This is a genomic window from Yunchengibacter salinarum (assembly GCF_037658235.1).
Classification (GTDB): Bacteria; Pseudomonadota; Alphaproteobacteria; order Sphingomonadales; family Kordiimonadaceae; genus Yunchengibacter; species Yunchengibacter salinarum.
In genome coordinates this window covers 110504-132743 of the sequence record NZ_JBBJLN010000007.1, presented here as the reverse complement: position 1 = coordinate 132743, position 22240 = coordinate 110504, and the positions used below count along the sequence as shown (strand labels likewise).

The window sequence follows — 22240 nt, the reverse complement described above, 5'->3', positions numbered from 1 at the left end:
AAATTGGATTCCCGCCCGGTAGGGTGTTATCTTCTTCCCCAAGTGAACCAGCGTGGCTTTGAAGGCCGCATGGTGAAGAAAATAACGGCTCTCAAAGGGGTCGGTAAAAGTTCGGGAACGCAGGTATGCCGTCCGATCGTGGTCAGGCCAGTAATCGGCAGCGCGGGAAAGCACCGCGCCCCGGTTTCAAAAGCGAAGAAGGGCCAAAGGCGCAGCCCGCGCCTTCGCGGCAACGGTCGGCGAGTGATTCGGCTGGCGGCGGGCGGCCTGAGCGTTCGGGCGAAGCGCATCGTGCGGGCGGTCGCCGCAGCCGGGGGCGTCGGGGCGGGCGTGACCGGGACGGCGGCTTTCGCGGCGTTTACAGCGCCATCGACCTTGGCACCAATAATTGCAGACTGCTGATCGCCAAACCAACGCGGCACGGTTTCCGTGTGGTGGATGCCTTTTCCCGCATTGTCCGCCTGGGCGAGGGGATCAAGGCCAGTGGCGACCTGTCCGAAGCCGCTATGGATCGTACGGTGGACGCCCTGAAAATCTGCGCCCAGAAGATCGACCGTCGCGGCGTTACCTGTATGCGCCATGTGGCCACGGAAGCCTGCCGTGTGGCGGGCAACCGGGATGTCTTCGTGGATCGTATCAAGCAGGAAACCGGCCTGAACATCGAGGTCATCTCGGCGGCGGAGGAGGCGCGGCTGGCGGTGATGGGGTGCCAGTCCCTTGTGGCGCCCACCAATCGTCACGCGCTGGTGTTTGACATTGGCGGCGGCAGCACGGAGCTGATCTGGGTGCGGATGAAGCCGGGTGGCGGTTCGGAAATTCAGGGCTGGATGTCGATTCCGTGGGGCGTGGTGAACCTGACCGAGCAGTTCGGCGATGCCCGCGGGAACGCTTCGGCAAACGCCTATGCCGCCATGATCGACGAGGTGAAGACCCATCTCAATGCCTTTGAGGAGGCGCACAATGTGGGAGCCTGCATCGGTCGCCGCCGGGTTCAGTTTCTGGGCACCAGCGGCACCGTGACAACGCTGGCCAGCTTGCATCTGAAGCTGCCCCGCTATATCCGGGACGAGGTGGACGGCGCCTGGATGAAGGCCCATCACATTCAGCGGCTCAGCCATCAGGTGGCGGAGATGAGCTATGACGAACGCGCCGCTCAGCCCTGTATCGGGCGGGAGCGCGCGGACCTGGTGGTGGCCGGCTGCGCTATTCTGGAAGGTATATTGGGCATGTGGCAGGTGCCGAGCCTGCGGGTGGCCGATCGTGGCATCCGGGAAGGCATTCTGCGCGGCCTGATGCAACTGGACAGCCCGCCCGCCAATACCATGCCCGGCATTACACGCCCGCCCGTCGCGCGGGAGCAGACCGCTTTTGCCACGGATCGGGTAGGCGCCGACCCACAAGGACGCGATATCACATGAGCCGTACCTGGAACCGAAACAGCACCCGCAGCCGATCACGCGGGGGAAAAGTGCGCGTGAAGACGGCGCGGGGCCGCAAGGCATCCTCCACCCGCTGGCTTCAGCGGCAACTCAACGATCCTTATGTGGCGGAAGCCAAGCGACTCGGCTATCGCTCCCGTGCAGCCTTCAAGGTCAGCGAACTGGATGACAAGTACAATCTGTTCAGGAAGGCCCGCACCATTGTGGACCTTGGCGCCGCGCCCGGCGGCTGGTGTCAGGTGGCGCGGGAGCGCACCCCCGACGGCGCGCGCATTCTGGGTATCGACCTGCTTGAGATGGAGCCCATGGACGGCGTGGATCTGGTGCAGATGGACTTCATGGAGCCGGATGCGGACGCCCGGATCAGGGACATGCTGAACGGCCCGGTGGATCTGGTGCTGTCCGATATGGCCAATGCCGCTACCGGTCACCGACAGACCGACCATCTGCGCACGGTGGCCCTGGCGGAAGCGGCGCTCGATTTCGCGCTCATGGTGCTGTCGCCCGGCGGGGCCTTTGTGGCGAAGGTGCTTCAGGGCGGGTCTGACGACAGCCTGCTGGGCACGTTGAAAACCCGCTTCGCCCAGGTCCGCCATGCCAAGCCCCCCGCCAGCCGGGCGGACAGCAAGGAATGGTTCGTGGTGGCGCTGGATTTCAAGGGCTGAGCCTGTGTCCGCTTGCCTTTCGCGGTTCCCGCGGGGCGGTCCTGGGCGACGTTTGGGGTGGTCTTGGGCGACGGGGGCGGAAAAGCCATTGTAAGCCGCGCTCATCTTCGGTATGAAGCGGCGAATATCTTGGCCCCCCAACAGGCAGGTGCTCCCCATGGATATTCGTCTCGGCCTCACCTTTGACGATGTGCTTCTCGTCCCCAATGCCAGCGATGTGATGCCTGGTCAGGTGGATATCGCCACCCGCGTCTCCCGCAATATACGGCTGAACATGCCGCTTCTGTCCGCCGCCATGGATACGGTGTCGGAAACGAACATGGCCATCGCCATGGCGCAGGCGGGCGGTATTGGCGTGCTTCACCGCAATATGAGCATTGCCGAGCAGGCCGAAATGGTCCGCCAGGTGAAGAAGTATGAAAGCGGCATGGTGGTCAACCCGGTCACCATCTATCCCGATCAGTCGCTGGCCGACGCCATGGACCTGATGCAGCGCCACAGGATTTCCGGCATCCCGGTGGTGGAACGGGGCGACAGTCCGGGCCCGAAAAAGCTGGTGGGGATACTCACCAACCGGGACGTGCGCTTTGCCGACCGGATGCAGCAGCCGGTTCATGAATTGATGACGGAACAGGTGGTTACGGTTCAGCCGGGTGTCAGCAGCGGCGAAGCACGCCGCCTGCTTCACAAGCATCGCATCGAAAAGCTGATCGTGGTGGACGAAGCCTATCGCTGTGTGGGCCTGATCACGGTCAAGGACATGGAAAAGGCGGTGGCCAATCCCGATAGCTGCAAGGACGGCCAGGGGCGCCTGCGCTGCGCCGGGGCGACCAGCGTGGGGGAGGACGGCTATGACCGTGCCGCCGCCCTGGTGGACGCGGAAGTGGACCTGCTGGTGCTGGATACGGCGCACGGTCATTCCAGCCGCGTGATTGAGCAGGTGGCCCGTTTCCGCAAGGACTTTCCCGATACCGATATCATCGCTGGCAATATCGCCACGCCCGATGCCGCCCGCGCCCTGATCGATGCAGGCGCCGACGGCCTGAAGGTGGGGATCGGGCCGGGTTCCATCTGCACCACGCGGGTGGTGGCGGGGGTCGGCGTGCCGCAGCTCACGGCCCTTCTGGATGTGGTTCAGGCCACCCGCGCGGCGGGTATTCCCGTTATCGCGGATGGCGGCCTGCGCATGTCCGGGGACATTGCCAAGGCCATCGCCGCCGGGGCGGACTGCTGCATGGTGGGTTCCCTGCTGGCGGGCACCGAAGAGGCGCCGGGCGAAGTGTTCCTGTATCAGGGCCGCTCCTACAAGGCGTATCGTGGCATGGGCTCGGTGGGTGCCATGGCGCGCGGTTCCGCGGATCGCTATTTCCAGGAGGATGTGAGCGATACGCTGAAGCTGGTCCCCGAAGGGATCGAAGGCCAGGTGCCGTACAAGGGCCCGGCGGGCAATGTGCTGCACCAGCTTGTGGGGGGCTTGCGCGCGGGCATGGGCTATACCGGCAGCCGCACCATCGGGGAGATGCACGAAAAGGCGGAATTTGTCCGCATCACGAATTCCGGGTTGAAGGAAAGCCATGTGCATGATGTGGCCATCACCCGTGAATCCCCCAATTATCCTGCGAAATAGGCATGGTACCAGCCGCCCGCCTGGGGGACCTGATCCAGCTTCTCGATGCCGTGGAAACCGCCATGGGCCGCCGTGCCGCGCCGATGGACCGGCTGGTGCGCGGGTTTTTCCGCACCCGCCGCTATGCCGGCAGCGGTGATCGCCGCGCCATCCGGGAGGCCGCCTTTTCCCTGTTGCGCCACCGCGCCCTGCTGCTCTGGTCCGCTGAAGAGGCGGCGGTGCCGGGCGCGTCGGGGCCGACCGGTCGGGCGCTTGTGCTGGCGGCACTTGTTATGCCTGAGGACAGCCGCCCCCACTGGATCGATGCCGGATTGTTCGGCCACGGGCCATATGGCCCCGACGCGCTGGATGAGGACGAACAGGCCGCCCTTGCACGGCTGCACCAACTGGATGTGTCGGCGGCGCCGGAAGCGGCGCGGCTGGGCATTCCCCACTGGGCGCTGGACGGGCTCACCCGCCGCTTTGGCACCGGGCTGGCGGCGGCCATGGCCGCGCTCAACAGTCGCGCGGGGCTGGATGTGCGGCTCAATCCCCTGAAGCTGGCGGGGCTGATGGATGTGATGGGCCATCTGCCGGATGGATTCGAACCGGTGCTGTTTTCCCCCATCGGCTTGCGATCGGCGACGCCGGTGGACCTGAGCGGCACGAAGGCCCTGGCCAGGGGCTGGGTGGAAATCCAGGACGAAGCGGCGCAGATCGCCTGCCTGATGGCAGCCCCCAAGCCGGGAATGCAGGTGCTGGACCTGTGCGCCGGGGCTGGCGGTAAAAGTCTGCTTATGGCCGCGCTGATGGCGGGCAAGGGGCAGATTCACGCCTGCGATATCGCGCGCGGGCGCTTGCAGGAATTGAAGAAGCGGGCCGCGCGGGCGGGGGCGCACAATATTCAGCCGGTATTGCTGAACCGGGAAGGCGCGCGGCGGGAGTCCGCCCTGGCGCATCTTGCCGATGCCATGGACAGGGTGGTGGTGGATGCGCCCTGTACCGGCACCGGCACCTGGCGGCGCAACCCGGATCAGCGCTGGCGCGGTGATGGGGACTGGTTGCGGGCGCAGGCCGGGCGCCAGCGCGCCCTGCTGCTGGAAGCCGCCCGCGCGGTCAAGCCGGGCGGACGGCTGATCTATATGACCTGTTCCCTGCTGCCGGAGGAGAACGAGGACGTGGTGGCCGATTTCCTGAGGCAGACTGATGGCGCGTTTGAGGCCATGCCCATACGGGGCCTTTGGGCGGAAGCGGGGCTGGGTCTGCCCATTCCCGAAAGTCTGGACCCGGCGGGGGAGAGCAGCTTGCCCGCCGGGCTTGGCCTGCAACTGGCCCCGCATCGCCACGGCACGGACGGTTTTTTCCTGGCGGTGTTGCGCCGCGCCCCGTCATAAAGGCCGTTATGACATGAATTCCCCGCCTGAGGGGGGAGACAGCGCCCAAGCCTTGGGATATAATCAGGCATCCCCGGTAACGAAGGATCGACAGTATGAGCCATATCCGCTTTGCTTCCGCCCTTGCCATGCCTTTTGCACTGGCCCTGCTGGTTGCGCCGGTGGCACAGCAGGGTTTTTCGGCGCCGGTTCAAGCCTCGGCATTGATGGCACAGGCACAGGTGGCCCCCAAATATCGGGATATTTCCCGTGATCTGGTGAAGCAGGGGGAAACCGCGCTTGAAGCGGCTGAAGGGCAGGACGAGGCGAAGAAGGCGCGCGCCCTGTTCGAGCAGGCGCTGGTGGCCAACCCGGCCAATGTATCGGCCCTGATGGGGCTGGGCCGCAGCTATGAGGCGCTGGAGCAGTTGGGCCGCGCGTTGAAATATTACCGGCACGCGCTGGAACTGGCGCCCAACAACCGGGAAGCGCTGAAGCGCCAGGCCCTTGTCTTTCTGCAACGGGACCTGCCGGAGCGGGCCCGCCACAACCGGGACCGCCTGTCCCGCCTGTGCGATTCCGCCTGTGCGCCGCTTACGGCTGTGGAGGAGGCGCTGATGGTCCATGCCAGCGACACCGCCGCCAAGAATCAGAAAACAGACGACGGCCGCTAAGCGCCCCGGCGGGCTTTTCGGTTATTGCGCCGTGGCCGGTGCCGCGTGATCATTCCGCCGCCGCGCCGGTGCCTTCCTGTGCCATGACCCATTCTTCCAGCGCCGCGCGCGCCCGCTGGCTCATGGCGGGTTTGCGTTCCTTCTTTTTCACCTTGCCTTCAAGCGGCGGAAACAGGCCGAAATTCACATTCATCGGCTGGAAGGTTTTGGCATCCGCGCCGCCGGTGATATGAGAGACGAGCGCGCCAAGCGCCGTGGTTTTCGGCAAGGGCGGTAACTGGCGGCCAAGGCGCTCGGCGGCGGCCATGCGGCCCGTGATCAGGCCCACGGCGGCGGACTCCACATAGCCTTCGACCCCGGTGATCTGCCCGGCGAAGCGCAGGCGCGGGTCCGCCTTCATGCGCAATTGCCCGTCCAGCACGCGGGGGCTGTTGATGAAGGTGTTGCGGTGCAGGCCGCCCAGGCGGGCAAAACGGGCCTTTTCCAGCCCCGGCAACATGCGGAAGGTTTCCGCCTGCACGCCATAGCGCAGCTTGGTCTGAAAACCCACCATGTTGTAAAGCGTGCCCAGCTTGTTGTCCTGCCTGAGCTGCACTACCGCATGGGGTTGCTCCCCGGTGTGGGGATTGGTCAGCCCCACCGGCTTCATCGGGCCGAAACGCAGGGTTTCAGGCCCCCGTTCCGCCATCACCTCGATCGGCATACAGCCTTCGAAATAGGGGGTGTCCTTTTCCCAGTCCTTGAATTCGGTCTTGTCGCCTTCGATCAGGGCGGTGATGAAGGCGTGGTACTGGTCCCGGTCCAGCGGCAGATTGATATAGTCGGCACTGTCGCCCTTGTCATAGCGACTCTGGAACCAGGCCTTGTCGAAATCAATGCTGTCCTTGTGAATGATGGGGGCAATGGCATCGAAAAAGGCCAGCGACTCTTCTCCGCACAGGTTCAGGATTGCTTCCGACAGAGCCGGATCGGTCAGGGGGCCGGTGGCGATGATCACGCTATCCCAGTCGGCGGGCGGCAGGCCGTCCACCACGTCGCGTTCCACCGTGATCAGCGGGTGATCCGCGATGGTGGCGCTCACATGGGCGGAGAAGTCGTCCCGATCCACGGCGAGCGCCGAGCCTGCGGGCACCTTGTGGGTGTCGCCCGCCGCCATGATCAGCGACCCCAGCCGCCGCATTTCCGCATGAAGCAGGCCGACGGCGTTATTGTCCGCGTCATCGGAACGGAAGGAGTTGGAGCACACCAACTCCGCCAGCCCGTCGGTCTGATGGGCCTCGGTCTGGCGTACGGGGCGCATTTCGTGCAGGATCACCGGCACGCCCAGGCTGGCTGCTTGCCATGCGGCTTCGGACCCGGCCAGTCCGCCGCCGATCACATGAATGGGGGCCATGTCGCTGTGGGGGGTCGTGGTGTTCATGCCACCTCCTGATGTGCATTTGGCGTCCGCCGCGCCGCTGTTGTCTGTGGCCGGGTGTACTGGACTTGGCCCGCGATTTTAAGGAAAAAAGGGCGCGGTTTCAAAAACCCGAAAGGAGAGGGGCGCGTGGCGCTGGGTATTCATGACGTGCTGAATCGGCTGGGGCAGTATCCGCACCGACGCGCGGGCTCGGAGAACGAGCTTTATGCGCGGGAGGAACTGGCCGTGCCGCTTGAAGGCATACCCGGCCTGTTCATCACCGAGGAACCATTCAATACTCCCGGCACGCCATTGGTGGCGCTGGCGTTGACGGCGCTGGGTCTGATCGCCTGCGTCTGGGCGGCGGGGTTTCTGGCTGGCATAATCAGCGCCGCGGCACTGGCGCTGGTGGTGCTGATGACGCTGGTGGCCGATGGGCGCGGCGGGCCGCTGTCATGGTTTCTGGCGCGGCTGGAAACCGCCAATCTGGTGGCCAGCAAGGGGGAAGGGCGCCGCCTGGTGCTGATTCTCGCTCATCTGGACAGCCCCTTGAACGACAGCCTGTTCCGCCCCGGCCAGGCCGGTTATCGCCGTCAGATCCTTGTGGGGCTTCTGGTGCTGTTCGTGCTGTCGGCCATCGTGCCGATCATGGCGGACGTGGGGGTGGTGCCGCCGCTCTGGCTCAAATGGCTGGTCAGCGCCGCTTTGCTGACCGTGGTGATGGTGGCGGCCTTTGATGCGGTGCGGCTGGGGCCATCGCCGGGGGGTAATGACAATCTGTCCGGCGTGGCGGCGGCTACCGTGGCCGCCAGCCGCCTGTGGGAGCGCCTGCCGCGCGGCTGCGAGGTGCGGTTGGTGGTCACCTCCGCCGCCGGGCCGCTGCGGCTGGGTGCGCTGGATTACTGGCGTCGCCACCGGCAGGAGCTGCGTCAGCGGCAGACACTGGTGCTGGCGCTGGACTGTGTGGGCGCCGGTGATCTGGGCGTGGTGACCCGCTTTGGCGGCCTGACCCCGGTTCAGCCGGATAATGGCCTGACCCGGCTGGCCGGTCGCCTGATGACGGAAGACGGGCGCTTCACCCACCTGAAAGCCCATCGCACCGGCCTGGATGTGCCCGATAGCCTGCCTTTCATGCGGGACGGCCTGCCCGGTCTGGTGATCGGAGCGCGGGATGCGGCGGGGCAGGTTCCGCGCCGGGCGCGCCCCGACGATACGGTGGCCGCCTGCGACAGGGGGCTGATCCACGAAGCGGCCCTGTTCGCGGAAGCCTTCGTGCGCGCCCTGCCGCCGGTGCGATCCGCCGCATCGTCGGCGGTTAAGGACCGGTAAGGCGCATATCGGCGGGGTGGCGCACGCCATAGCCGAACAGGATATCGCGGTTTTCGCCGGGATCGAGGGTCATGTGCCACTCGAACCGGCCCGCAACGCCATTGGCATTGCGCACATCCGGTTCCGTGGTGCGCGGCAATGTGGTTATGCTTACATTATCCAGATCGCTACCGGGCTGGACGGCTATCAGGCGCACCGGCAGCGCGGTTTCGGTGCGGTTGGTTACGCTGAAGCGCCAAAGGCGTTCCCGCACCATGATCGGGTCCGCGCCTTTTTCGGGCGTAGGCGCCTCTGCCCCGTCATCAGGGCGGGCGATGGGCGTGCTGGTCACGGTGATCCCGTCAATCCGGCCAAAGGGCAGGGTGAAAGAGCTGCCGGGCGTTATCAGCGCGGTTCGGCTGTGCCCCACGGGCAGGCCGTCCCGCATCAGGGTGATCTGCGTTGCGGGCAGCGGCGCCGGGCCGTCATAGGGGCCTGTGGCCGTCAAAATCGCCTGATCCAGGGCCAGCGGCATGACGCGCACCTGTGTTTCCACATCGATGCCGCTTTGCCATAGGGGGCGGGTCAGGCTGGCGTCATGGGCCAGGGTCACCGGCTCCGCCAGCGTGCGGCGCATGACGAACAGGTCGTTGTCGGAGCTGTCGGCCTTGTTGGCTTCCGCGCGCATCAGGCGTGGCCGGGGGCGGTCGGTCGGCGTGGTGATCAGGTGCGGGCCGGGGTCCGGCACGCTGAGAAAGTGATCGGGGGCAGCGGTGGTCAGCGTGACGGGAATTCCCCGCCAGTCCCGCCCGGTTTTCTGATGCAGCCGGGCATTGACGGTCAGGGTCATCCGGCTGCTTGCCTGATCCAGCGCCGCGCGGGGTGCCAGGGACCAGCCCGCCAGCCGCGTCAATCCCTTCAGGGAGAGCACGGCTTCGGTGCCTGAGCGCGCATTCAGCCGCACGGTGGCGGATTGATAGTCAATGCGTCCGGGCAGGGCGCGCCGTTCCACCTGAAGCGCTTTCTTGCGCTGCATGAGTGCCCGGCGCTTTGACCATATCCGGCGCTGTTCCTGTTGCAGGCCCTGCATCCGGTTTTTCAGGGTGTCTACCATGCGACCCCAGCGGCGCTCGGCGTCCGCCGTGTCCGGCGCGGGCGGGGTGCTGTTTTTCAGGATGGATATAAGGGTTCTGATCCGTTTGCCCTGATCCCGTAAAATGTCCGAATCGTCTCGAATCAATGCGATCGCAGATTCCAGGGCCGTCATGCGGGCCGTTTCATTGGGCCGGGTGGCGGGCTGAAGGCTCACATCCGTGACGTTGACCTCGTTCGTCAGGCTGGTCACCTGAAGCTGGTCAACGCGCCAGTCCTCCGGCAGGCCGGTCAGGGTGACGGTATTGGCGCCCGCATCAAGCATGACTTCCGCCCGGAAGCTCATATGGGCGGCCCCTTCATACAGCGTGGCGTGCACTGGCCTTGCGGTTATCCTGTCCGCCGGGTCGTCGGCAGCCGCCGCGGACAGCAGCGGCCACAGGCTGAGAACCAGAAAAAGGGCAAGGCGGTGCATGGCTTTCACTCCCGGATGATGTGGCGGTTGGGTAGCCTTGCCGGTGATCGTGGCACCCGTAAGGCGGCGTTCACCAAAGGCCCGGAAACAGCCGCCAGCGGACCTTTTCCCGATACTGCCGATAGGCGTCCCCGCGCGCTTTGAGAAGCTGGCGTTCCTCGATCGGGATAAACAGGATGAAGGTCAGGCTGACCAGTACCGCCCAGAATGCCTGGGCCGCATTGGGGTGCATCAGAATGCTGGACAGCGTGGCCACCACCGCTCCGGCATACATGGGGTGGCGCACCCGGCCATAGGCGCCTTTGTCCATCAGCGGGGTGCTGTCATCATGGCTGTGGCTGATCTCGTGGCCCGGCGTGCCGATAAGGCGGTCTATCTGGTCCTGACTTGCGCCGCCGGTAAAGGCCATGAAGCCCGCAAGCGACAGGGTCAGCCCCACAAAGCGCAAAGGCGCGGGCAGGTCCGGGGCCGGGCCGGGCAGGGGCTGGTGAAAATACAGCAGCGCCAGCCAGGTAAGGACGGCCACGCTGACGAAGATACGCCGTTCCAGCCCGCCGCCGCGCCGGTCGCCATACAGGGTTTTCTTGAAGGCCGGGGTGATCATCGCCATATGAACGGCGATAAAGCCGCCATAAAGCGCCAGATTGACCCAGACCGCAGAGACCGGCCCCATTGGATCATGCCGCCAGCCCCAGATGAAAGCCGCCCAGATGGTCAGTGATCCAAGGCCGGCAAAGGCCCGATAGAGCGTTTTCAGCATCACCCGATCTCCCCCCGTGCTGTTTCGCGTATGGCCAGTTTAGCACGGGGGGCGTGTGCGCGTCACTCCGCCGCCTTGTGGCGGGCGAGGATGCCCTTCAGATATTGGCCGGTGATGCTGCGGGGGGTGTCCGCCACGGCTTCGGGGGTGCCGGTGGCGACGATCTCGCCGCCGCCGTCGCCGCCGTCGGGGCCAAGGTCGATCAGCCAGTCGGCGGTTTTGATCACTTCCAGATTATGCTCGATCACCAGCACCGTATTGCCCTGATCCACCAGGGCTTGCAGCACTTCCAGAAGGCGGCGCACATCCTCGAAATGCAGGCCGGTTGTGGGCTCGTCCAGAATATAGAGCGTTTTGCCGGTGGCGCGCTTGCTCAACTCCTTGGCCAGCTTGACCCGCTGCGCCTCCCCGCCGGACAGGGTGGTGGCCTGCTGGCCGATGCGGATATAGGACAGGCCCACCCGGTCCAGCATTTCCAGCTTCTGGCGTATGGCGGGCACGGCCTTGAAGAAGTCCAGCCCGTCTTCCACGGTCATGTCCAGCACATCCGCGATGGACTTGCCGCGATAGCGGATTTCCAGCGTTTCCCGGTTATAGCGGGCGCCTTCGCACTGATCGCAGGCCACATAGACATCGGGCAGGAAGTGCATTTCGATCTTCAGCACGCCGTCGCCCTGGCAGGCTTCGCAGCGTCCGCCCTTCACATTGAAGGAAAAGCGCCCCGCCTTGTAGCCGCGGGCCTGCGCTTCCGGCAGCCCGGCGAACCATTCCCGGATCGGGGTGAAGCAGCCCGTATAGGTGGCCGGGTTGGAACGGGGCGTGCGGCCAATGGGGCTCTGGTCGATATCCACCACCTTGTCCAGCTTGTTCAGGCCCTTGATCCGCTTGTGGGGGGCGGGCATGGCGCGGGCGCCGTTCAGATCCCGTGCCAGCGCCTTGTACAGTGTCTCAACGATCAGGGTGGATTTGCCGGACCCGCTGACCCCGGTAACGCAGCTCATCAGGCCCAGCGGCAGGCTTGCCGTCACATCCTTCAGATTGTTGCCGCTGGCCCCTTCCACGCTGACCATGTGGGTCTTGCGCGGCGGGCGCCGCCGGGCGGGCAGGGGGACGGCGCGACGGCCCGTCAGATACTGGCCGGTCAGGCTGTTTTCGCTGGCCATGATGGTTTCCGGCGTGCCTTCGGCCACCACCTGGCCGCCGTGTTCCCCCGCGCCCGGCCCCATGTCGATCACATGGTCGGCGGCGCGGATGGCGTCCTCGTCATGCTCCACCACGATCACCGTATTGCCCAGATCGCGCAGATTTCTGAGCGTGGCGAGCAGCCGGTCATTGTCCCGCTGGTGCAGGCCGATGCTGGGCTCATCCAGCACATAGAGCACGCCGGTCAGCCCGGACCCGATCTGGCTGGCCAGCCGGATACGCTGGCTTTCCCCGCCGGACAGCGTGCCCGATGCACGGGACAGGGTGAGATAATCCAGCCCCACGCTGACAAGAAAGCCGAGCCGTTCATTGATTTCCTTCAGTACCTTGTCCGCGATGGTGCGCTGGTTGGGCCCCAGATTGTCCGCCACATCGGTGAACCAGCGATGGGCCGCCCTGACCGACAGTTCGGTGATTTCGCCGATATGGCGCCCGTCCACCTTCACGGCCAGCGCTTCGGGTTTCAGGCGGTGACCGCCGCAGGCGTCGCAGGGGGCGCTGGCCTGATATTTGTCCAGTTCATCGCGCACCCAGTTGCTTTCCGTTTCCCGCCAGCGGCGGGTGATGTTGGGAATGACGCCTTCAAAGGGCTTGTTCACCTCGAATCGGCGTTTGCCGTCCTTGTACAGGATGCGCACCGACTCCGATCCCGTCCCGTACAGAATGGCGTGGCGGGCGGAGTCCGGCAGGTCCTGCCAGGGGGTGTCCAGCGAAATGTCCAGATGCTCCGCCACCGCCTTGAGCGCCTGCCCGTAAAAGGGGGAGGGGTTCTGCGTGCCCTTGTTGGACCAGGGCGCCAGCGCCCCCCTGGCGATGGAGCGGCTGCCATCCGGCACCACCAGGTCCGGCTCGAAATGCATACGGGCGCCCAGCCCATCGCAGACCGGGCAGGCGCCAAAGGGGTTGTTGAAGGAAAACAGGCGCGGCTCGATCTCCTCAATGGTGAAGCCGGAAACCGGGCAGGCGAACTTGGCGGACATCAGATGCCGTTCCCCGTCGCCCTCACGCGGGGCGGTTTCCACCGCCAGCAGGCCATCGGACAGGGAAAGGGCGGTTTCCACGCTGTCGGTCAGGCGCTGCTTAATGCCGTCCTTCACCACCAGCCGGTCCACCACCACGTCGATATCGTGCTTGCGTTTCTTGTCCAGGTCCGGCACGTCCTCGATCTGGTACAGGGTGCCGTCCACCTTGACGCGCTGAAAGCCTTTCTTGCGCAGTTCCTGAAAGTCCTTGCGATATTCCCCCTTGCGGCCCCGCACATAGGGCGCCATCAGGTAAAGCCGCGTGCCGTCGCCCAGCGCCAGCACCCGGTCCACCATCTGGCTGACGGTCTGGCTTTCGATCGGCAGGCCGGTCGCCGGGGAATAGGGTACCCCCACCCGCGCCCACAGCAGCCGCATATAGTCGTAGATTTCCGTCACCGTGCCCACGGTGGAGCGGGGGTTCTTGCTGGTGGTCTTCTGTTCGATGGAAATGGCGGGGGACAGGCCCTCGATATGGTCCATGTCCGGTTTCTGCATCATTTCCAGAAACTGGCGGGCATAGGCGCTGAGCGATTCCACATAGCGGCGCTGCCCTTCGGCATAGATGGTGTCGAAGGCCAGCGATGACTTGCCGGACCCGCTGAGCCCCGTGACCACCACAAGGCTGTCCCGTGGCAGATCCACATCCACGGATTTCAGATTGTGTTCGCGTGCCCCGCGCACGGAAATCTGTGTCAGCATAAGTCAGGTGCCCTTATGGGTGAGGGATGAGTTTGACAGGCTTTGATGTGTCGCGGGCAGGGGGCGCGTCAAGGTGAAAGCCATAAGCGGCGCCGGGCCAAGGGCTTCGCGGCGCGCGGGCGTTCGATGATCCGGCCCGGTCGGGCCAGAGTCGCCGCCCTGGGCTTATTCCGCCGCCTTGGCGGGCGTGTAGCGGCCATCGAACCAGACCTGCCAATCCCCGCCGTCATCGGCTTTCTGCTCGAACCGCTGGCGCACGCTGCCGTCGGCTTGCGGGGTCCAGATGCCCCGGAAGGGGCGCTGCCTGCCCGACGTGTAATACCATATGCTGCCGGTCAGGCGCATGGCGCCGTCCCGCCAGCCGCCTGTGATGTCGATGGCATAGGCCTGCGCCGATATCCAGACCTGCCGCCACTGATCGCTGACGGGGTTGTAATAATTGATGGACCGGCCTGACGAGCCCCCCTTGCCCTGCCATTGTTCCATGATCAGGCAGTGATCTTCCAGGGCGCGGATATGGTTGCGGCCCTGGGGTTTGTTGTCCTGCCAGCTTGTCACATCCCAGGTGCCGAGCCAGAAATCGAAGGCGTGGAAGCCGTCCTGCCCGGCGCAGCCCCGGCGTGTTTCGGACTCGGCCTGCTGGCCAAACGCACCCGGCCCGGCGGGCGGGAACACGGCGGCCACGACAAGCATCAGCGCGGTATGGATGGCCAGGCGGCGCATGGTCTCTCTCCCGTTGGCAAGAGGGCGCTTGGTGGCAGCATACCCGGCACACCGCGCGAACCCAACCGGCTTTTGGTTTATCCCTGGCCCGGCACGCAGGCACCAAAACGGTCATTGTGTGGGGAACATGGCTTGGTCTAGAGTGCGCGAAACCATGAGCCCATCCCCGGAGAAGAAAAGGCGATTATTATGGCAGGGAGCGTGAACAAGGTGATCATCGTGGGCAATCTGGGGCGGGACCCGGACGTGCGCAGCCTGAACGATGGCAGCCCGGTGGTCAATTTGGCCGTGGCCACGTCGGAGACATGGCGCGACCGCAATACCGGCGAACGCCGGGAGCGGACGGAATGGCACCGGGTGGTGATCTTCAATGACAATCTGGCCAAGGTGGCGCAGAATTATCTGCGCAAGGGGTCCAAGGTCTATATCGAAGGCCAGTTGCAGACCCGGAAATGGACCGACCAGAGCGGGCAGGACCGCTATTCCACCGAGATTGTGTTGCAGAAATTCCGCGGCGAGCTGACCATGCTGGACAGTAAGGGCGGCGGTGGCGGCGGTGATGCCGGCGGCGGTTTTCAGGGCGATCCGGGCTATGGCGCCGGTGATTATGGCGGCGCCCAGGGTGGCCCTCAAGGTGGCGCCCAGGGTGGTTCCCAGGGCGGTGGCCGTGGCGGCCATGACGATCTGGACGACGAAATCCCGTTTTAGACCCACACCCCATACCGGCGTCGCTCCTACCGCCATCCAGCCAAACGCGGGATGAGCGGAGGCCGCGACCGTGGCCCGCCGCCAGTGCGGCGCCCTCGCGGAGCGCGTGCGCAGCACGCTTGCGTGAGCGGTAAACACCCCCGGACGTTGCTTCTACCGCCATCCCGCCACTGCGCGGGATGAGCGGAGGCCACAAGCGTGGCCCGCCGCTCGTGCGGCGCCCATTTGGAGCGGGGCGCGTCAGCGCCCAAGCGTGAAATCAAAAAAAAGAAAGGGCGGCCCATCCGGGCCGCCCTTATTTCATCAGGTGGCAGGTGCCGGCTGTCCATCCGACGGGTCCGTGCCATTTTCGGCGTCATCCTTGGCAAGCACCTTGTTGGCGTGCTTCAGGGCTTCAAGGCGTGTGTCGAAATAGCCGTCCGAGGGAATGTGATGGTCCGATCCCAAGCCGGCCAGTACGGCGCGGACTTTTTCATTGGTGCCAGCCAGAAAGACCCATTTCCCGGCTTCATGGGCATCGCGGGCAATGGTTTCCACAGCGTTGGCCGCCGACACATCCATGAAGGGCACGCGGGAGAAATCCAGCACCATGACCTTTTCATGGTACTTCACCTCTTCCCGCAGACGGTGGCTGATGTCCGCCGCCGCGCCGAAGCTCAGCGGGCCGCCAAAGGAAAACAGGTTGATCCGGCCATTGGACTTTTCCACCTCGGCGATTTCTTCCGGGTCGTCCATGGCGCCGCGAGCCTGCATGATTTCCTCAAGCTGGGATTTGGCGAGCTGCTGGATAAAGGCCAGTGCCGCCAGAACCACACCAGCGGCCACGGCGGTGATCAGGTCCACGAAAACGGTGATGCCCAGCACCAACGCCATCAGGATCAGGTCCAGCCGCGGGCCCTTGTGGGCGCGCTTGAGATAGTTCCAGTCAATGATGTCATAGCCCACCTTGACCAGAATGCCCGCCAGTGCCGCATGGGGGATTTTGGCGGCCAGCGGACCAAGGGCAATGACGATCAGGAACAGCACGAGGGCATGGATGATGCCGGACAGGTTGGTCCGACCGCCGGTGCGGATGTTTACCACCGTGCGCATGGTGGCCCCGGCACTGGGAACGGCCCCGAACAGGCCCGCCAGTGTATTGCCGATGCCCTGGCCGAACAGCTCCCGGTTGGATTCGTGCCGGGTGCGGGTCATGTTGTCCGCCACCAGAGAGGTGAGCAGGCTGTCAATGGCGCCCAGCAGGGCCAGAACCACCGCGGCCTCGATCACCTTTGTCATGGCGTCGGCTTCAAACATGGGCATGTGGAAGCTGGGTAAGCCGCTGGGGATATCCCCCAGAATCGGCGCACCGCCGGGAATGACCATGCTGGCCAGCACGCCCGCGAACAGGGCCGCCAGCGGGGCGGGGAAATATTTCCCCCATTTCATCGGCCAGGTGAAAATCACGGCTAGCGTGACGGCGCCTACAGCCAGCGCACCCATATTGATGTCGGCCACAGCCGCGGGCAGGGCCCCCAGGGCGCCCAGCACGCCCGGAGGCGCTTCATGGCCCAGCAGGCGACCGAATTGCAGGATGATGATGATGACGCCGATGCCGGTCATGAAGCCGGAAATCACCGGATAGGGCACCAGGCGGATATATTCCCCCACCTTGAAGGCGCCCATGGCGATCTGAATCAGGCCGGCCAGCACCACGGCGGTAAAGGCCAGGTCGGGCCGCCCGGAAAAGGCCGCGTAAAGGCCGCCGAAAACCACCACCATTGGCCCGGTGGGGCCGGTGATGTTGGTGGGTGTGCCGCCGAACAGGGCGGCGAAAAAGCCCACAATGATGGCGCCGTACATGCCTGCGATCGGCCCCGCGCCGGACGCCACGCCAAGCGCGAGGGCCAGCGGCAGGGCCACGACGGCCACTGTGATGCCCCCGAAAATATCGCCGCGCAGATTGGAAAAATCCAACAGTTTCATACGTGTCACTCCTGGGGAATGGCGGATTACTGGGGTAGGAGCGATTTACTGGGCGGCGTGGGTATGGTCACCCAGATGATGCTTGATGCGCTCCGCCTCACCCAGCGGCAGCCAGGTGCGGCTGTCGAAATCATAGGCGCGCACTTCGCCGGATTCAATGTCGTAAACCCAGCCGTGCAGTTGCAGTTCATCGGTCGCCAGTTTGGCCGCCACCGCCGGGTGCGTGCGCAGGTGCTGGAGTTGCAGCAGAACATTGTGCTCGGTCAGCCGGTCGAGCAATTCATCTTCCGGTGTGTTCAGTTCCTTGACCACGGATACGGCGGCGAAGCTGTGGCTCAGCCAGTCGCGCACATGGGGCAGGGCATCCAGCCCATTGGGGTTCAGGGCGCCTTTCATGGCGCCGCAATCCGTATGGCCGCAGACGATCAGATGCTTCACATTCAGGGCCGCCACGCCAAATTCGATGCTGGCGGTCATGCCGCCGCCCTGCAACAGGTGGGGCGGCACGATATTGCCGGCATTGCGGCAGATGAACAGGTCGCCCGGCTTGGTCTGGGTGATCATGTTCGGGTCCACCCGGCTGTCGGAGCATGTGAGGAACAGGGCTTCGGGCGCCTGGCCATTGGCCAGTTCCTCGAACAGTTCCTGATGTTCGGGATATACGTCTTTCTGGAAGCGGGATACGCCGGATAGGATCTTGTCCATGTCGGGCCTCTTTCTTGTACAGGGGTTGCCGGTCGGCTGACCCGGTATGGTTCAGCATATGCAGTGGATATGGTGTCCGTCCTGTGCAAGGATACAGAAGTCTTGAAGAATTATTGATAGCCGTTGGCTATAGGAGGGGTGATGGAGCCGACCATCCGTCAGATGAAGTATTTTCTGACCGTGGCCAAGGCGGGCAGCTTTCGCGGCGCGGCGGAGCGCCTGGGCGTATCCCAGCCCACGCTGACGGCGCAGATTTCCGCATTGGAACAGTCGCTTGCCGTTACCTTGCTGGAACGCTCCCGGCGCGGCGCCATTCCCACGGCCCTGGGGCGGGACTTGATCGGGCAGGCCGAAAGCGTGCTGCATGAATATGGCGTTTTCATTGACAGGGCGCGGAGCGCTTCCGATGGTCCGGCGGGAACGCATCGCCTGGGTGTGCCGCCGACGCTTGGCCCCTATTTCCTGCCGGAGGTGATCACCGATCTGCACGCGGCCTATCCCAATCTCAGCCTTTATGTGCGGGAAGACACGCCCAGCGATCTGGAAAACAAGCTGATCGACGGGCGCCATGACTTGATCCTGGTGAGCCTGCCCCTTGACACCGGGGAGTTGAGCTATGATCCGCTGTTCGAGGAACCCTTGAGGCTCGCCGCCCCGCCGGACCATCCGTTGAGCGCGAAGAAATCCATCACCGGCGCCGATCTGAAGGGCGAAAAGCTGCTGGCGATCGAGGAACGCTACCGCTTCTTCGAGCAGGTGAAGACGCTGGCGGATCGCTTCGGCGCCCACTTGATGCGGGATTATGAAGGCACCAGCCTTGATACGCTGCGCCAGATGATCGGCATGGGCATGGGGCTGGCCTTTCTGCCCGCGCTTTATGTGAAGTCGGAGATCGAGCCGCGCAGCGATGTGGCGGTGCTGGATATCGACACCGGCCAGATCAGGCGGCAGGTGGTGCTGGCGTGGCGCCGTAACAGCCCGCACCGGCAGCTTTACCGGGAAATCGCCCGCCTGATGCGGCGCATCTGCTATGAGCGCCTGCAAGGCGTGGTGATTGTTTCCAGTTGAATGAAAAAGGCCGGTGCCACGCAGGGGCGGCACCGGCCCTTCATGCGGTAGATTCGCCGGGCGTTACATCATTTCCAGCGCCACGGCCACGCCTTCGCCGCCGCCGATGCAAAGGGATGCAATGCCCTTTTTCAGCTTGTGGCGCCGCATGGCGTTCAGCAGGGTTACGGAAATGCGCGCGCCCGAAGCGCCGATCGGGTGGCCCATGGCGCAGGCGCCGCCATTGATGTTCACCTTGTCGTGATCAAGGCCCAGTTCCTTCATGGCGGCCATGGCCACCACGGCGAACGCCTCGTTCACTTCGAACAGGTCCACGTCGTCGCGGGTCCAGCCCGCCCGTGACATGACTTTCTCCATGGCCTGTACCGGGGCGGTGGTGAACCATTCCGGCTCATGGCTGTGGGTGGCATGGGCCACCAGCCGGGCAACCGGGTTCAGGCCGCGCTTTTCCGCTTCGCTGGCCCGCATCAGGATCAGGGCCGCGGCACCGTCCGAAATGGAGCTTGCGGTGGCGGCGGTAATGGTGCCGTCTTTCTTGAAGGCGGGGCGCAGTTCGGGGATTTTGTCCAGCCGCGCCTTGCCGGGCTGCTCGTCAATCTTCACCTCGATGTCGCCCTTGCGGGTCTTGATGGTGACCGGCGTGATCTCGTCGTCAAAGGCGCCGTCTTCAATGGCCTTCTGGGCGCGCTTCACGCTTTCTATCGCGTAGGCGTCCTGCTGGTCGCGGGTGAACTGATGTTTTTCCGCGCAGTTTTCCGCATACAGCCCCATGGGCAGCCCTTCATAGGCATCGGTCAGGCCGTCATAGGCCATATGGTCCACCAGCTTGCCATCACCGAATTTGATGCCGGTGCGCCCGGCGGGCATCATGTGCGGCGCGCCGGACATGCTTTCCATGCCGCCCGCGATCACGATGTCATTGCTGCCCGCGATCAGGCTGTCATGGGCCTGCATCATGGCCTTCATGCCTGAGCCACATACCTTGTTCAGGGTAACGGCGCCGGTCTTGTCATCCACGCCCGCGCCGCGCATGGCCTGCCGCGCGGGGGCCTGGCCCAGACCCGCCGGAAGCACGCAGCCCATGATCGTTTCCGAGATCACGTCGCCGCCGATGCCGGCGTCCGAGAGCGCGGCCTTGATCGCCTCTGAGCCCAGTTGATGGGCCGGCACGCTGGCCAGATCGCCCAGCAGCCCACCCATGGGCGTGCGGGCCATGCCTACGATTACGATGGGGTCCTCGCTCATTGCTTCCTCCTTAAAGACAGATATGCCCGCCATGGTGCGGGAGCCGGAAACGAACCGGCCATATTCGGGGGCTCACTGTGGCAAATCTGCACGAATTGACAAGAGGGAAAACCAGCCGGGCCAGGGTGAGGGCCGCGACATGGTGCCATTTGACCCATCGCGCACAGGGGCTTAATGTCGCGCCGATCCTGCCGCCCGGTTCATTTGCCCCGCGAGGCCCCCGGTGCGGGTGCCCGCGCGAAGGAGACCATTCATGACCGATCCCGTTCCAGCCGCCACGGCATCCCGTATCGGGTTTTTCATTTTTCTTGGCCTGGTTATCGGGGCCATTCTGTCCGGGTTGACCACCGCCGTGGCCGGGTTTGAAGGGGCGCTGATGGGGGCGCTTGCGGGCGCCCTTCTGGCCTGGGCGCTGGACCGGCGGGCGCGGTCCAAGGCCGGGCCTGACGACGAAAGCTGACGCACATCCACCGCGCGCCGGGCCCGGTGTTACCGCGCCGCTTCCATGGTGGGGGCGGTGCTTTCGGTGTCGGCGGTTGTTTTGGCTTCCCCCTGTTGGCGGCGCTGCCAGTCCGCCTTGATCATGTCGCTGGTCTGGCGGCTGCCGTCCGGTGTCCAGCCGGGCGGGCCAAGCAGGAACATCAGCCGGGCCTTCAGGCTTTCGGCGCTGGCCATGTCTTTGAAAATGCCCAGCCATTCGTGAAAGGCCACCCTGATCGGGTTGAAGGTAGCGATATCCCGCACCAGGCCATAGCGGGGCGGATCGTCTGCGCGTTCCGGCTCGAAGGTGTTGAACAGCTTGTCCCAGACGATGAAGACACCGGCATAATTGGCGTCCAGATAGCGAGGGTTGGTGGCGTGGTGCACCCGGTGATGGCTGGGCGTGTTCATGACGGCCTCGAACCAGCGGGGCATACACCGGATCGCTTCGGTGTGTATCCAGAATTGATAGATCAGGTTCAGCCCCGCCACGAACAGCACGATCACCGGCTCAATCCCGATCAGGAAAAGCGGCCAGCGGATCAGGAAGCCGGGGGTCAGTTTGCCGGTCCATGTCTGGCGCAGGGCCGTGGACAGATTATAATGCTGGCTGGAATGATGGATCACATGCGCCGCCCACATCCAGCGCATCCGGTGGCCCAGCCGGTGAATCCAGTAATAGGCCAGGTCATCCAGCACGAAGGCCAGCAGAAAGACCCACCAGGCATGGCCCAGATCCCACAGCCGCCATTGCCAGACCTGATAACTCAACACCAGAAAGGCACCCGCCGTCAGCCCGCCAATCACTGAATTGCCCAGACCCATGATGAGCGAGGTGGCCGTGTCGCGGCCTTCAAAACGCACTTTCCCGGAAAAATGCCCATAGGCCATTTCCAGCGCCACCAGCAGGATGAAACCGGGGACGGCCCATTGCACCACATTGGGCAGATCAATAAGCGGCATGGCGGGATGCCTCCTTGTGCGGGGGCGTGGCTTCGGCGGAGTGTGGCCGGGCAGAGGCGGGCAGGGCAGTGGCGGGAAGGGCCGCCATGACACGATCAAGGGTGCTTGCCGTGCCGCGCACTTTCAGCCCTGGTGTGGTCGGGTCCATGAAATCCAGCGCAAGGGTCAAATCCGCCTCGCTCGCTCCGTCATCTTCGGCCTTGCCGGTCCTTGCCGCGTCGCCCAGCAGCCGGGCGGCTCGTATATCGGCCATGGTGCGCACCACGACGCCGCGACCGAAGCGCCAGATCAAGGCGGCCGCCGCCGGGGCCGCGCTTTCCGGCGTCAGAAACGCCAGCGCCAGATGGCCATCATTGAAAAACAGCATGTCATCGACCGTCGCATCCGGGTACAGTCGCGCCACATGGCCGCGCACTTCCGCGTCCGTCAGGGGCGGCGGCGGGGGATACAGGCGGGTTGCCAGCCAGCTCAGGGCCAGAACGCCGACACCCGCGGCGATGATTATGACCGGGTCCATGGAAACATTGCACGGCAGAATTTCTGGACCGTCAAGTCTTTTGCCCGCCGGGGGCCACCATGCCCGACGGGTGACAGGGTACAGGGTGGGGAAAGCCCGTTCTTGAGGGAGGGGGCGGAATGGGGCACCTTGAAGCGCGATGAACAAT

Annotated in this window: 19 protein-coding genes; 9 read left to right on the top strand and 10 right to left on the bottom strand. The window is 64.7% G+C overall.

The window, feature by feature from the left end; translation table 11 throughout:
• The first annotated feature begins 125 nt into the window (after positions 1 to 125).
• The 5 genes from WGH93_RS09325 to WGH93_RS09305 all read left to right on the top strand — a co-directional run bounded on the left by WGH93_RS09325 (position 126) and on the right by WGH93_RS09305 (position 5757).
• Positions 126 to 1418 (top strand): Ppx/GppA phosphatase family protein, encoded by a 1293-nt coding sequence (locus WGH93_RS09325; protein WP_374764610.1) that lies wholly within the window; start codon positions 126 to 128, stop codon positions 1416 to 1418.
• Positions 1415 to 2104: an RlmE family RNA methyltransferase gene (locus WGH93_RS09320; protein WP_374764609.1), complete on the top strand. Its 690-nt coding sequence runs from the start codon at positions 1415 to 1417 to the stop codon at positions 2102 to 2104. Before WGH93_RS09325 ends, WGH93_RS09320 begins: the two co-directional genes overlap by 4 nt.
• A 157-nt stretch (positions 2105 to 2261) precedes the next feature.
• Complete coding sequence (gene guaB / locus WGH93_RS09315; protein WP_374764608.1) at positions 2262 to 3731, top strand: IMP dehydrogenase; 1470 nt, start codon at positions 2262 to 2264, stop codon at positions 3729 to 3731.
• Positions 3732 to 3733: 2 nt separating this feature from the next.
• Positions 3734 to 5104: an RsmB/NOP family class I SAM-dependent RNA methyltransferase gene (locus tag WGH93_RS09310; RefSeq protein ID WP_374764607.1), complete on the top strand. Its 1371-nt coding sequence runs from the start codon at positions 3734 to 3736 to the stop codon at positions 5102 to 5104.
• A gap of 95 nt (positions 5105 to 5199) precedes the next feature.
• Complete coding sequence (locus WGH93_RS09305; protein ID WP_374764606.1) at positions 5200 to 5757, top strand: tetratricopeptide repeat protein; 558 nt, start codon at positions 5200 to 5202, stop codon at positions 5755 to 5757.
• A gap of 49 nt (positions 5758 to 5806) precedes the next feature.
• Here WGH93_RS09305 and trmFO read toward each other — a convergent pair whose 3' ends face one another.
• Positions 5807 to 7177: a methylenetetrahydrofolate--tRNA-(uracil(54)-C(5))-methyltransferase (FADH(2)-oxidizing) TrmFO gene (trmFO, locus tag WGH93_RS09300; protein WP_374764605.1), complete on the bottom strand. Its 1371-nt coding sequence runs from the start codon at positions 7175 to 7177 to the stop codon at positions 5807 to 5809.
• A 126-nt stretch (positions 7178 to 7303) separates the two neighbouring features.
• On the opposite strand from trmFO, the gene WGH93_RS09295 reads away from it, so the two are divergent.
• The gene (locus tag WGH93_RS09295; RefSeq protein WP_374764604.1) at positions 7304 to 8485 is read left to right on the top strand and encodes a M28 family peptidase; all 1182 of its coding nucleotides are present in this window, start codon (positions 7304 to 7306) and stop codon (positions 8483 to 8485) included.
• Here WGH93_RS09295 and WGH93_RS09290 read toward each other — a convergent pair.
• The 4 genes from WGH93_RS09290 to WGH93_RS09275 all read right to left on the bottom strand — a co-directional run bounded on the left by WGH93_RS09290 (position 8472) and on the right by WGH93_RS09275 (position 14441).
• A complete protein-coding gene (locus WGH93_RS09290; RefSeq protein ID WP_374764603.1) occupies positions 8472 to 10031 on the bottom strand; it encodes a DUF4139 domain-containing protein in 1560 nt (519 codons plus the stop codon). The genes WGH93_RS09295 and WGH93_RS09290 overlap by 14 nt on opposite strands.
• A 70-nt stretch (positions 10032 to 10101) precedes the next feature.
• Positions 10102 to 10791: a methyltransferase family protein gene (locus tag WGH93_RS09285; protein WP_374764602.1), complete on the bottom strand. Its 690-nt coding sequence runs from the start codon at positions 10789 to 10791 to the stop codon at positions 10102 to 10104.
• 62 nt (positions 10792 to 10853) lie between these two features.
• Positions 10854 to 13718, bottom strand: a complete 2865-nt coding sequence (uvrA, locus tag WGH93_RS09280; protein ID WP_374764601.1) for an excinuclease ABC subunit UvrA — start codon at positions 13716 to 13718, stop codon at positions 10854 to 10856.
• Positions 13719 to 13883: 165 nt separating this feature from the next.
• Positions 13884 to 14441, bottom strand: a complete 558-nt coding sequence (locus WGH93_RS09275; RefSeq protein WP_374764600.1) for a hypothetical protein — start codon at positions 14439 to 14441, stop codon at positions 13884 to 13886.
• Positions 14442 to 14630: 189 nt separating this feature from the next.
• Here WGH93_RS09275 and ssb point away from each other — a divergent pair, with 189 nt between their 5' ends.
• On the top strand, positions 14631 to 15149 hold the full coding sequence (gene ssb, locus WGH93_RS09270) for a single-stranded DNA-binding protein (protein WP_374764599.1): 519 nt from the start codon (positions 14631 to 14633) through the stop codon (positions 15147 to 15149).
• A 303-nt stretch (positions 15150 to 15452) separates the two neighbouring features.
• Here the strand turns inward: ssb and WGH93_RS09265 are convergent, their stop codons facing one another.
• Both WGH93_RS09265 and WGH93_RS09260 read right to left on the bottom strand, forming a co-directional pair.
• Complete coding sequence (locus tag WGH93_RS09265; protein ID WP_374764598.1) at positions 15453 to 17114, bottom strand: SulP family inorganic anion transporter; 1662 nt, start codon at positions 17112 to 17114, stop codon at positions 15453 to 15455.
• A gap of 45 nt (positions 17115 to 17159) precedes the next feature.
• A complete protein-coding gene (locus WGH93_RS09260) occupies positions 17160 to 17819 on the bottom strand; it encodes a carbonic anhydrase (RefSeq protein WP_374764597.1) in 660 nt (219 codons plus the stop codon).
• A 141-nt stretch (positions 17820 to 17960) separates the two neighbouring features.
• On the opposite strand from WGH93_RS09260, the gene WGH93_RS09255 reads away from it, so the two are divergent.
• Positions 17961 to 18887 (top strand): hydrogen peroxide-inducible genes activator, encoded by a 927-nt coding sequence (locus tag WGH93_RS09255; protein WP_374764596.1) that lies wholly within the window; start codon positions 17961 to 17963, stop codon positions 18885 to 18887.
• Positions 18888 to 18950: 63 nt separating this feature from the next.
• On the opposite strand, the gene WGH93_RS09250 is transcribed toward WGH93_RS09255, so the two are convergent.
• Positions 18951 to 20132: a thiolase family protein gene (locus WGH93_RS09250; protein ID WP_374764595.1), complete on the bottom strand. Its 1182-nt coding sequence runs from the start codon at positions 20130 to 20132 to the stop codon at positions 18951 to 18953.
• A gap of 253 nt (positions 20133 to 20385) precedes the next feature.
• Here WGH93_RS09250 and WGH93_RS09245 point away from each other — a divergent pair, with 253 nt between their 5' ends.
• Positions 20386 to 20592: a hypothetical protein gene (locus WGH93_RS09245; RefSeq protein ID WP_374764594.1), complete on the top strand. Its 207-nt coding sequence runs from the start codon at positions 20386 to 20388 to the stop codon at positions 20590 to 20592.
• A 29-nt stretch (positions 20593 to 20621) separates the two neighbouring features.
• Here WGH93_RS09245 and WGH93_RS09240 read toward each other — a convergent pair whose 3' ends face one another.
• Positions 20622 to 21575 carry a sterol desaturase family protein gene (locus WGH93_RS09240; protein ID WP_374764593.1) on the bottom strand — a complete coding sequence of 318 codons (954 nt, stop codon included), beginning with the start codon at positions 21573 to 21575 and terminating at the stop codon, positions 20622 to 20624.
• A complete protein-coding gene (locus tag WGH93_RS09235; protein ID WP_374764592.1) occupies positions 21562 to 22092 on the bottom strand; it encodes a hypothetical protein in 531 nt (176 codons plus the stop codon). Before WGH93_RS09235 ends, WGH93_RS09240 begins: the two co-directional genes overlap by 14 nt.
• Positions 22093 to 22240 lie beyond the last annotated feature (148 nt).

Coding starts and splice junctions, on each gene's coding strand:
- uvrA (WP_374764601.1), bottom strand. CDS start 13,718: ATGCTGACACAGATTTCCGTGCGCGGGGCACGCGAACACAATCTGAAA.
- WGH93_RS09245 (WP_374764594.1), top strand. CDS start 20,386: ATGACCGATCCCGTTCCAGCCGCCACGGCATCCCGTATCGGGTTTTTC.
- WGH93_RS09310 (WP_374764607.1), top strand. CDS start 3,734: ATGGTACCAGCCGCCCGCCTGGGGGACCTGATCCAGCTTCTCGATGCC.
- WGH93_RS09320 (WP_374764609.1), top strand. CDS start 1,415: ATGAGCCGTACCTGGAACCGAAACAGCACCCGCAGCCGATCACGCGGG.
- WGH93_RS09235 (WP_374764592.1), bottom strand. CDS start 22,092: ATGGACCCGGTCATAATCATCGCCGCGGGTGTCGGCGTTCTGGCCCTG.
- guaB (WP_374764608.1), top strand. CDS start 2,262: ATGGATATTCGTCTCGGCCTCACCTTTGACGATGTGCTTCTCGTCCCC.
- WGH93_RS09290 (WP_374764603.1), bottom strand. CDS start 10,031: ATGCACCGCCTTGCCCTTTTTCTGGTTCTCAGCCTGTGGCCGCTGCTG.
- WGH93_RS09275 (WP_374764600.1), bottom strand. CDS start 14,441: ATGCGCCGCCTGGCCATCCATACCGCGCTGATGCTTGTCGTGGCCGCC.
- WGH93_RS09260 (WP_374764597.1), bottom strand. CDS start 17,819: ATGGACAAGATCCTATCCGGCGTATCCCGCTTCCAGAAAGACGTATAT.
- WGH93_RS09285 (WP_374764602.1), bottom strand. CDS start 10,791: ATGCTGAAAACGCTCTATCGGGCCTTTGCCGGCCTTGGATCACTGACC.
- WGH93_RS09305 (WP_374764606.1), top strand. CDS start 5,200: ATGAGCCATATCCGCTTTGCTTCCGCCCTTGCCATGCCTTTTGCACTG.
- ssb (WP_374764599.1), top strand. CDS start 14,631: ATGGCAGGGAGCGTGAACAAGGTGATCATCGTGGGCAATCTGGGGCGG.
- trmFO (WP_374764605.1), bottom strand. CDS start 7,177: ATGAACACCACGACCCCCCACAGCGACATGGCCCCCATTCATGTGATC.
- WGH93_RS09265 (WP_374764598.1), bottom strand. CDS start 17,114: ATGAAACTGTTGGATTTTTCCAATCTGCGCGGCGATATTTTCGGGGGC.
- WGH93_RS09255 (WP_374764596.1), top strand. CDS start 17,961: ATGGAGCCGACCATCCGTCAGATGAAGTATTTTCTGACCGTGGCCAAG.
- WGH93_RS09240 (WP_374764593.1), bottom strand. CDS start 21,575: ATGCCGCTTATTGATCTGCCCAATGTGGTGCAATGGGCCGTCCCCGGT.
- WGH93_RS09250 (WP_374764595.1), bottom strand. CDS start 20,132: ATGAGCGAGGACCCCATCGTAATCGTAGGCATGGCCCGCACGCCCATG.
- WGH93_RS09325 (WP_374764610.1), top strand. CDS start 126: ATGCCGTCCGATCGTGGTCAGGCCAGTAATCGGCAGCGCGGGAAAGCA.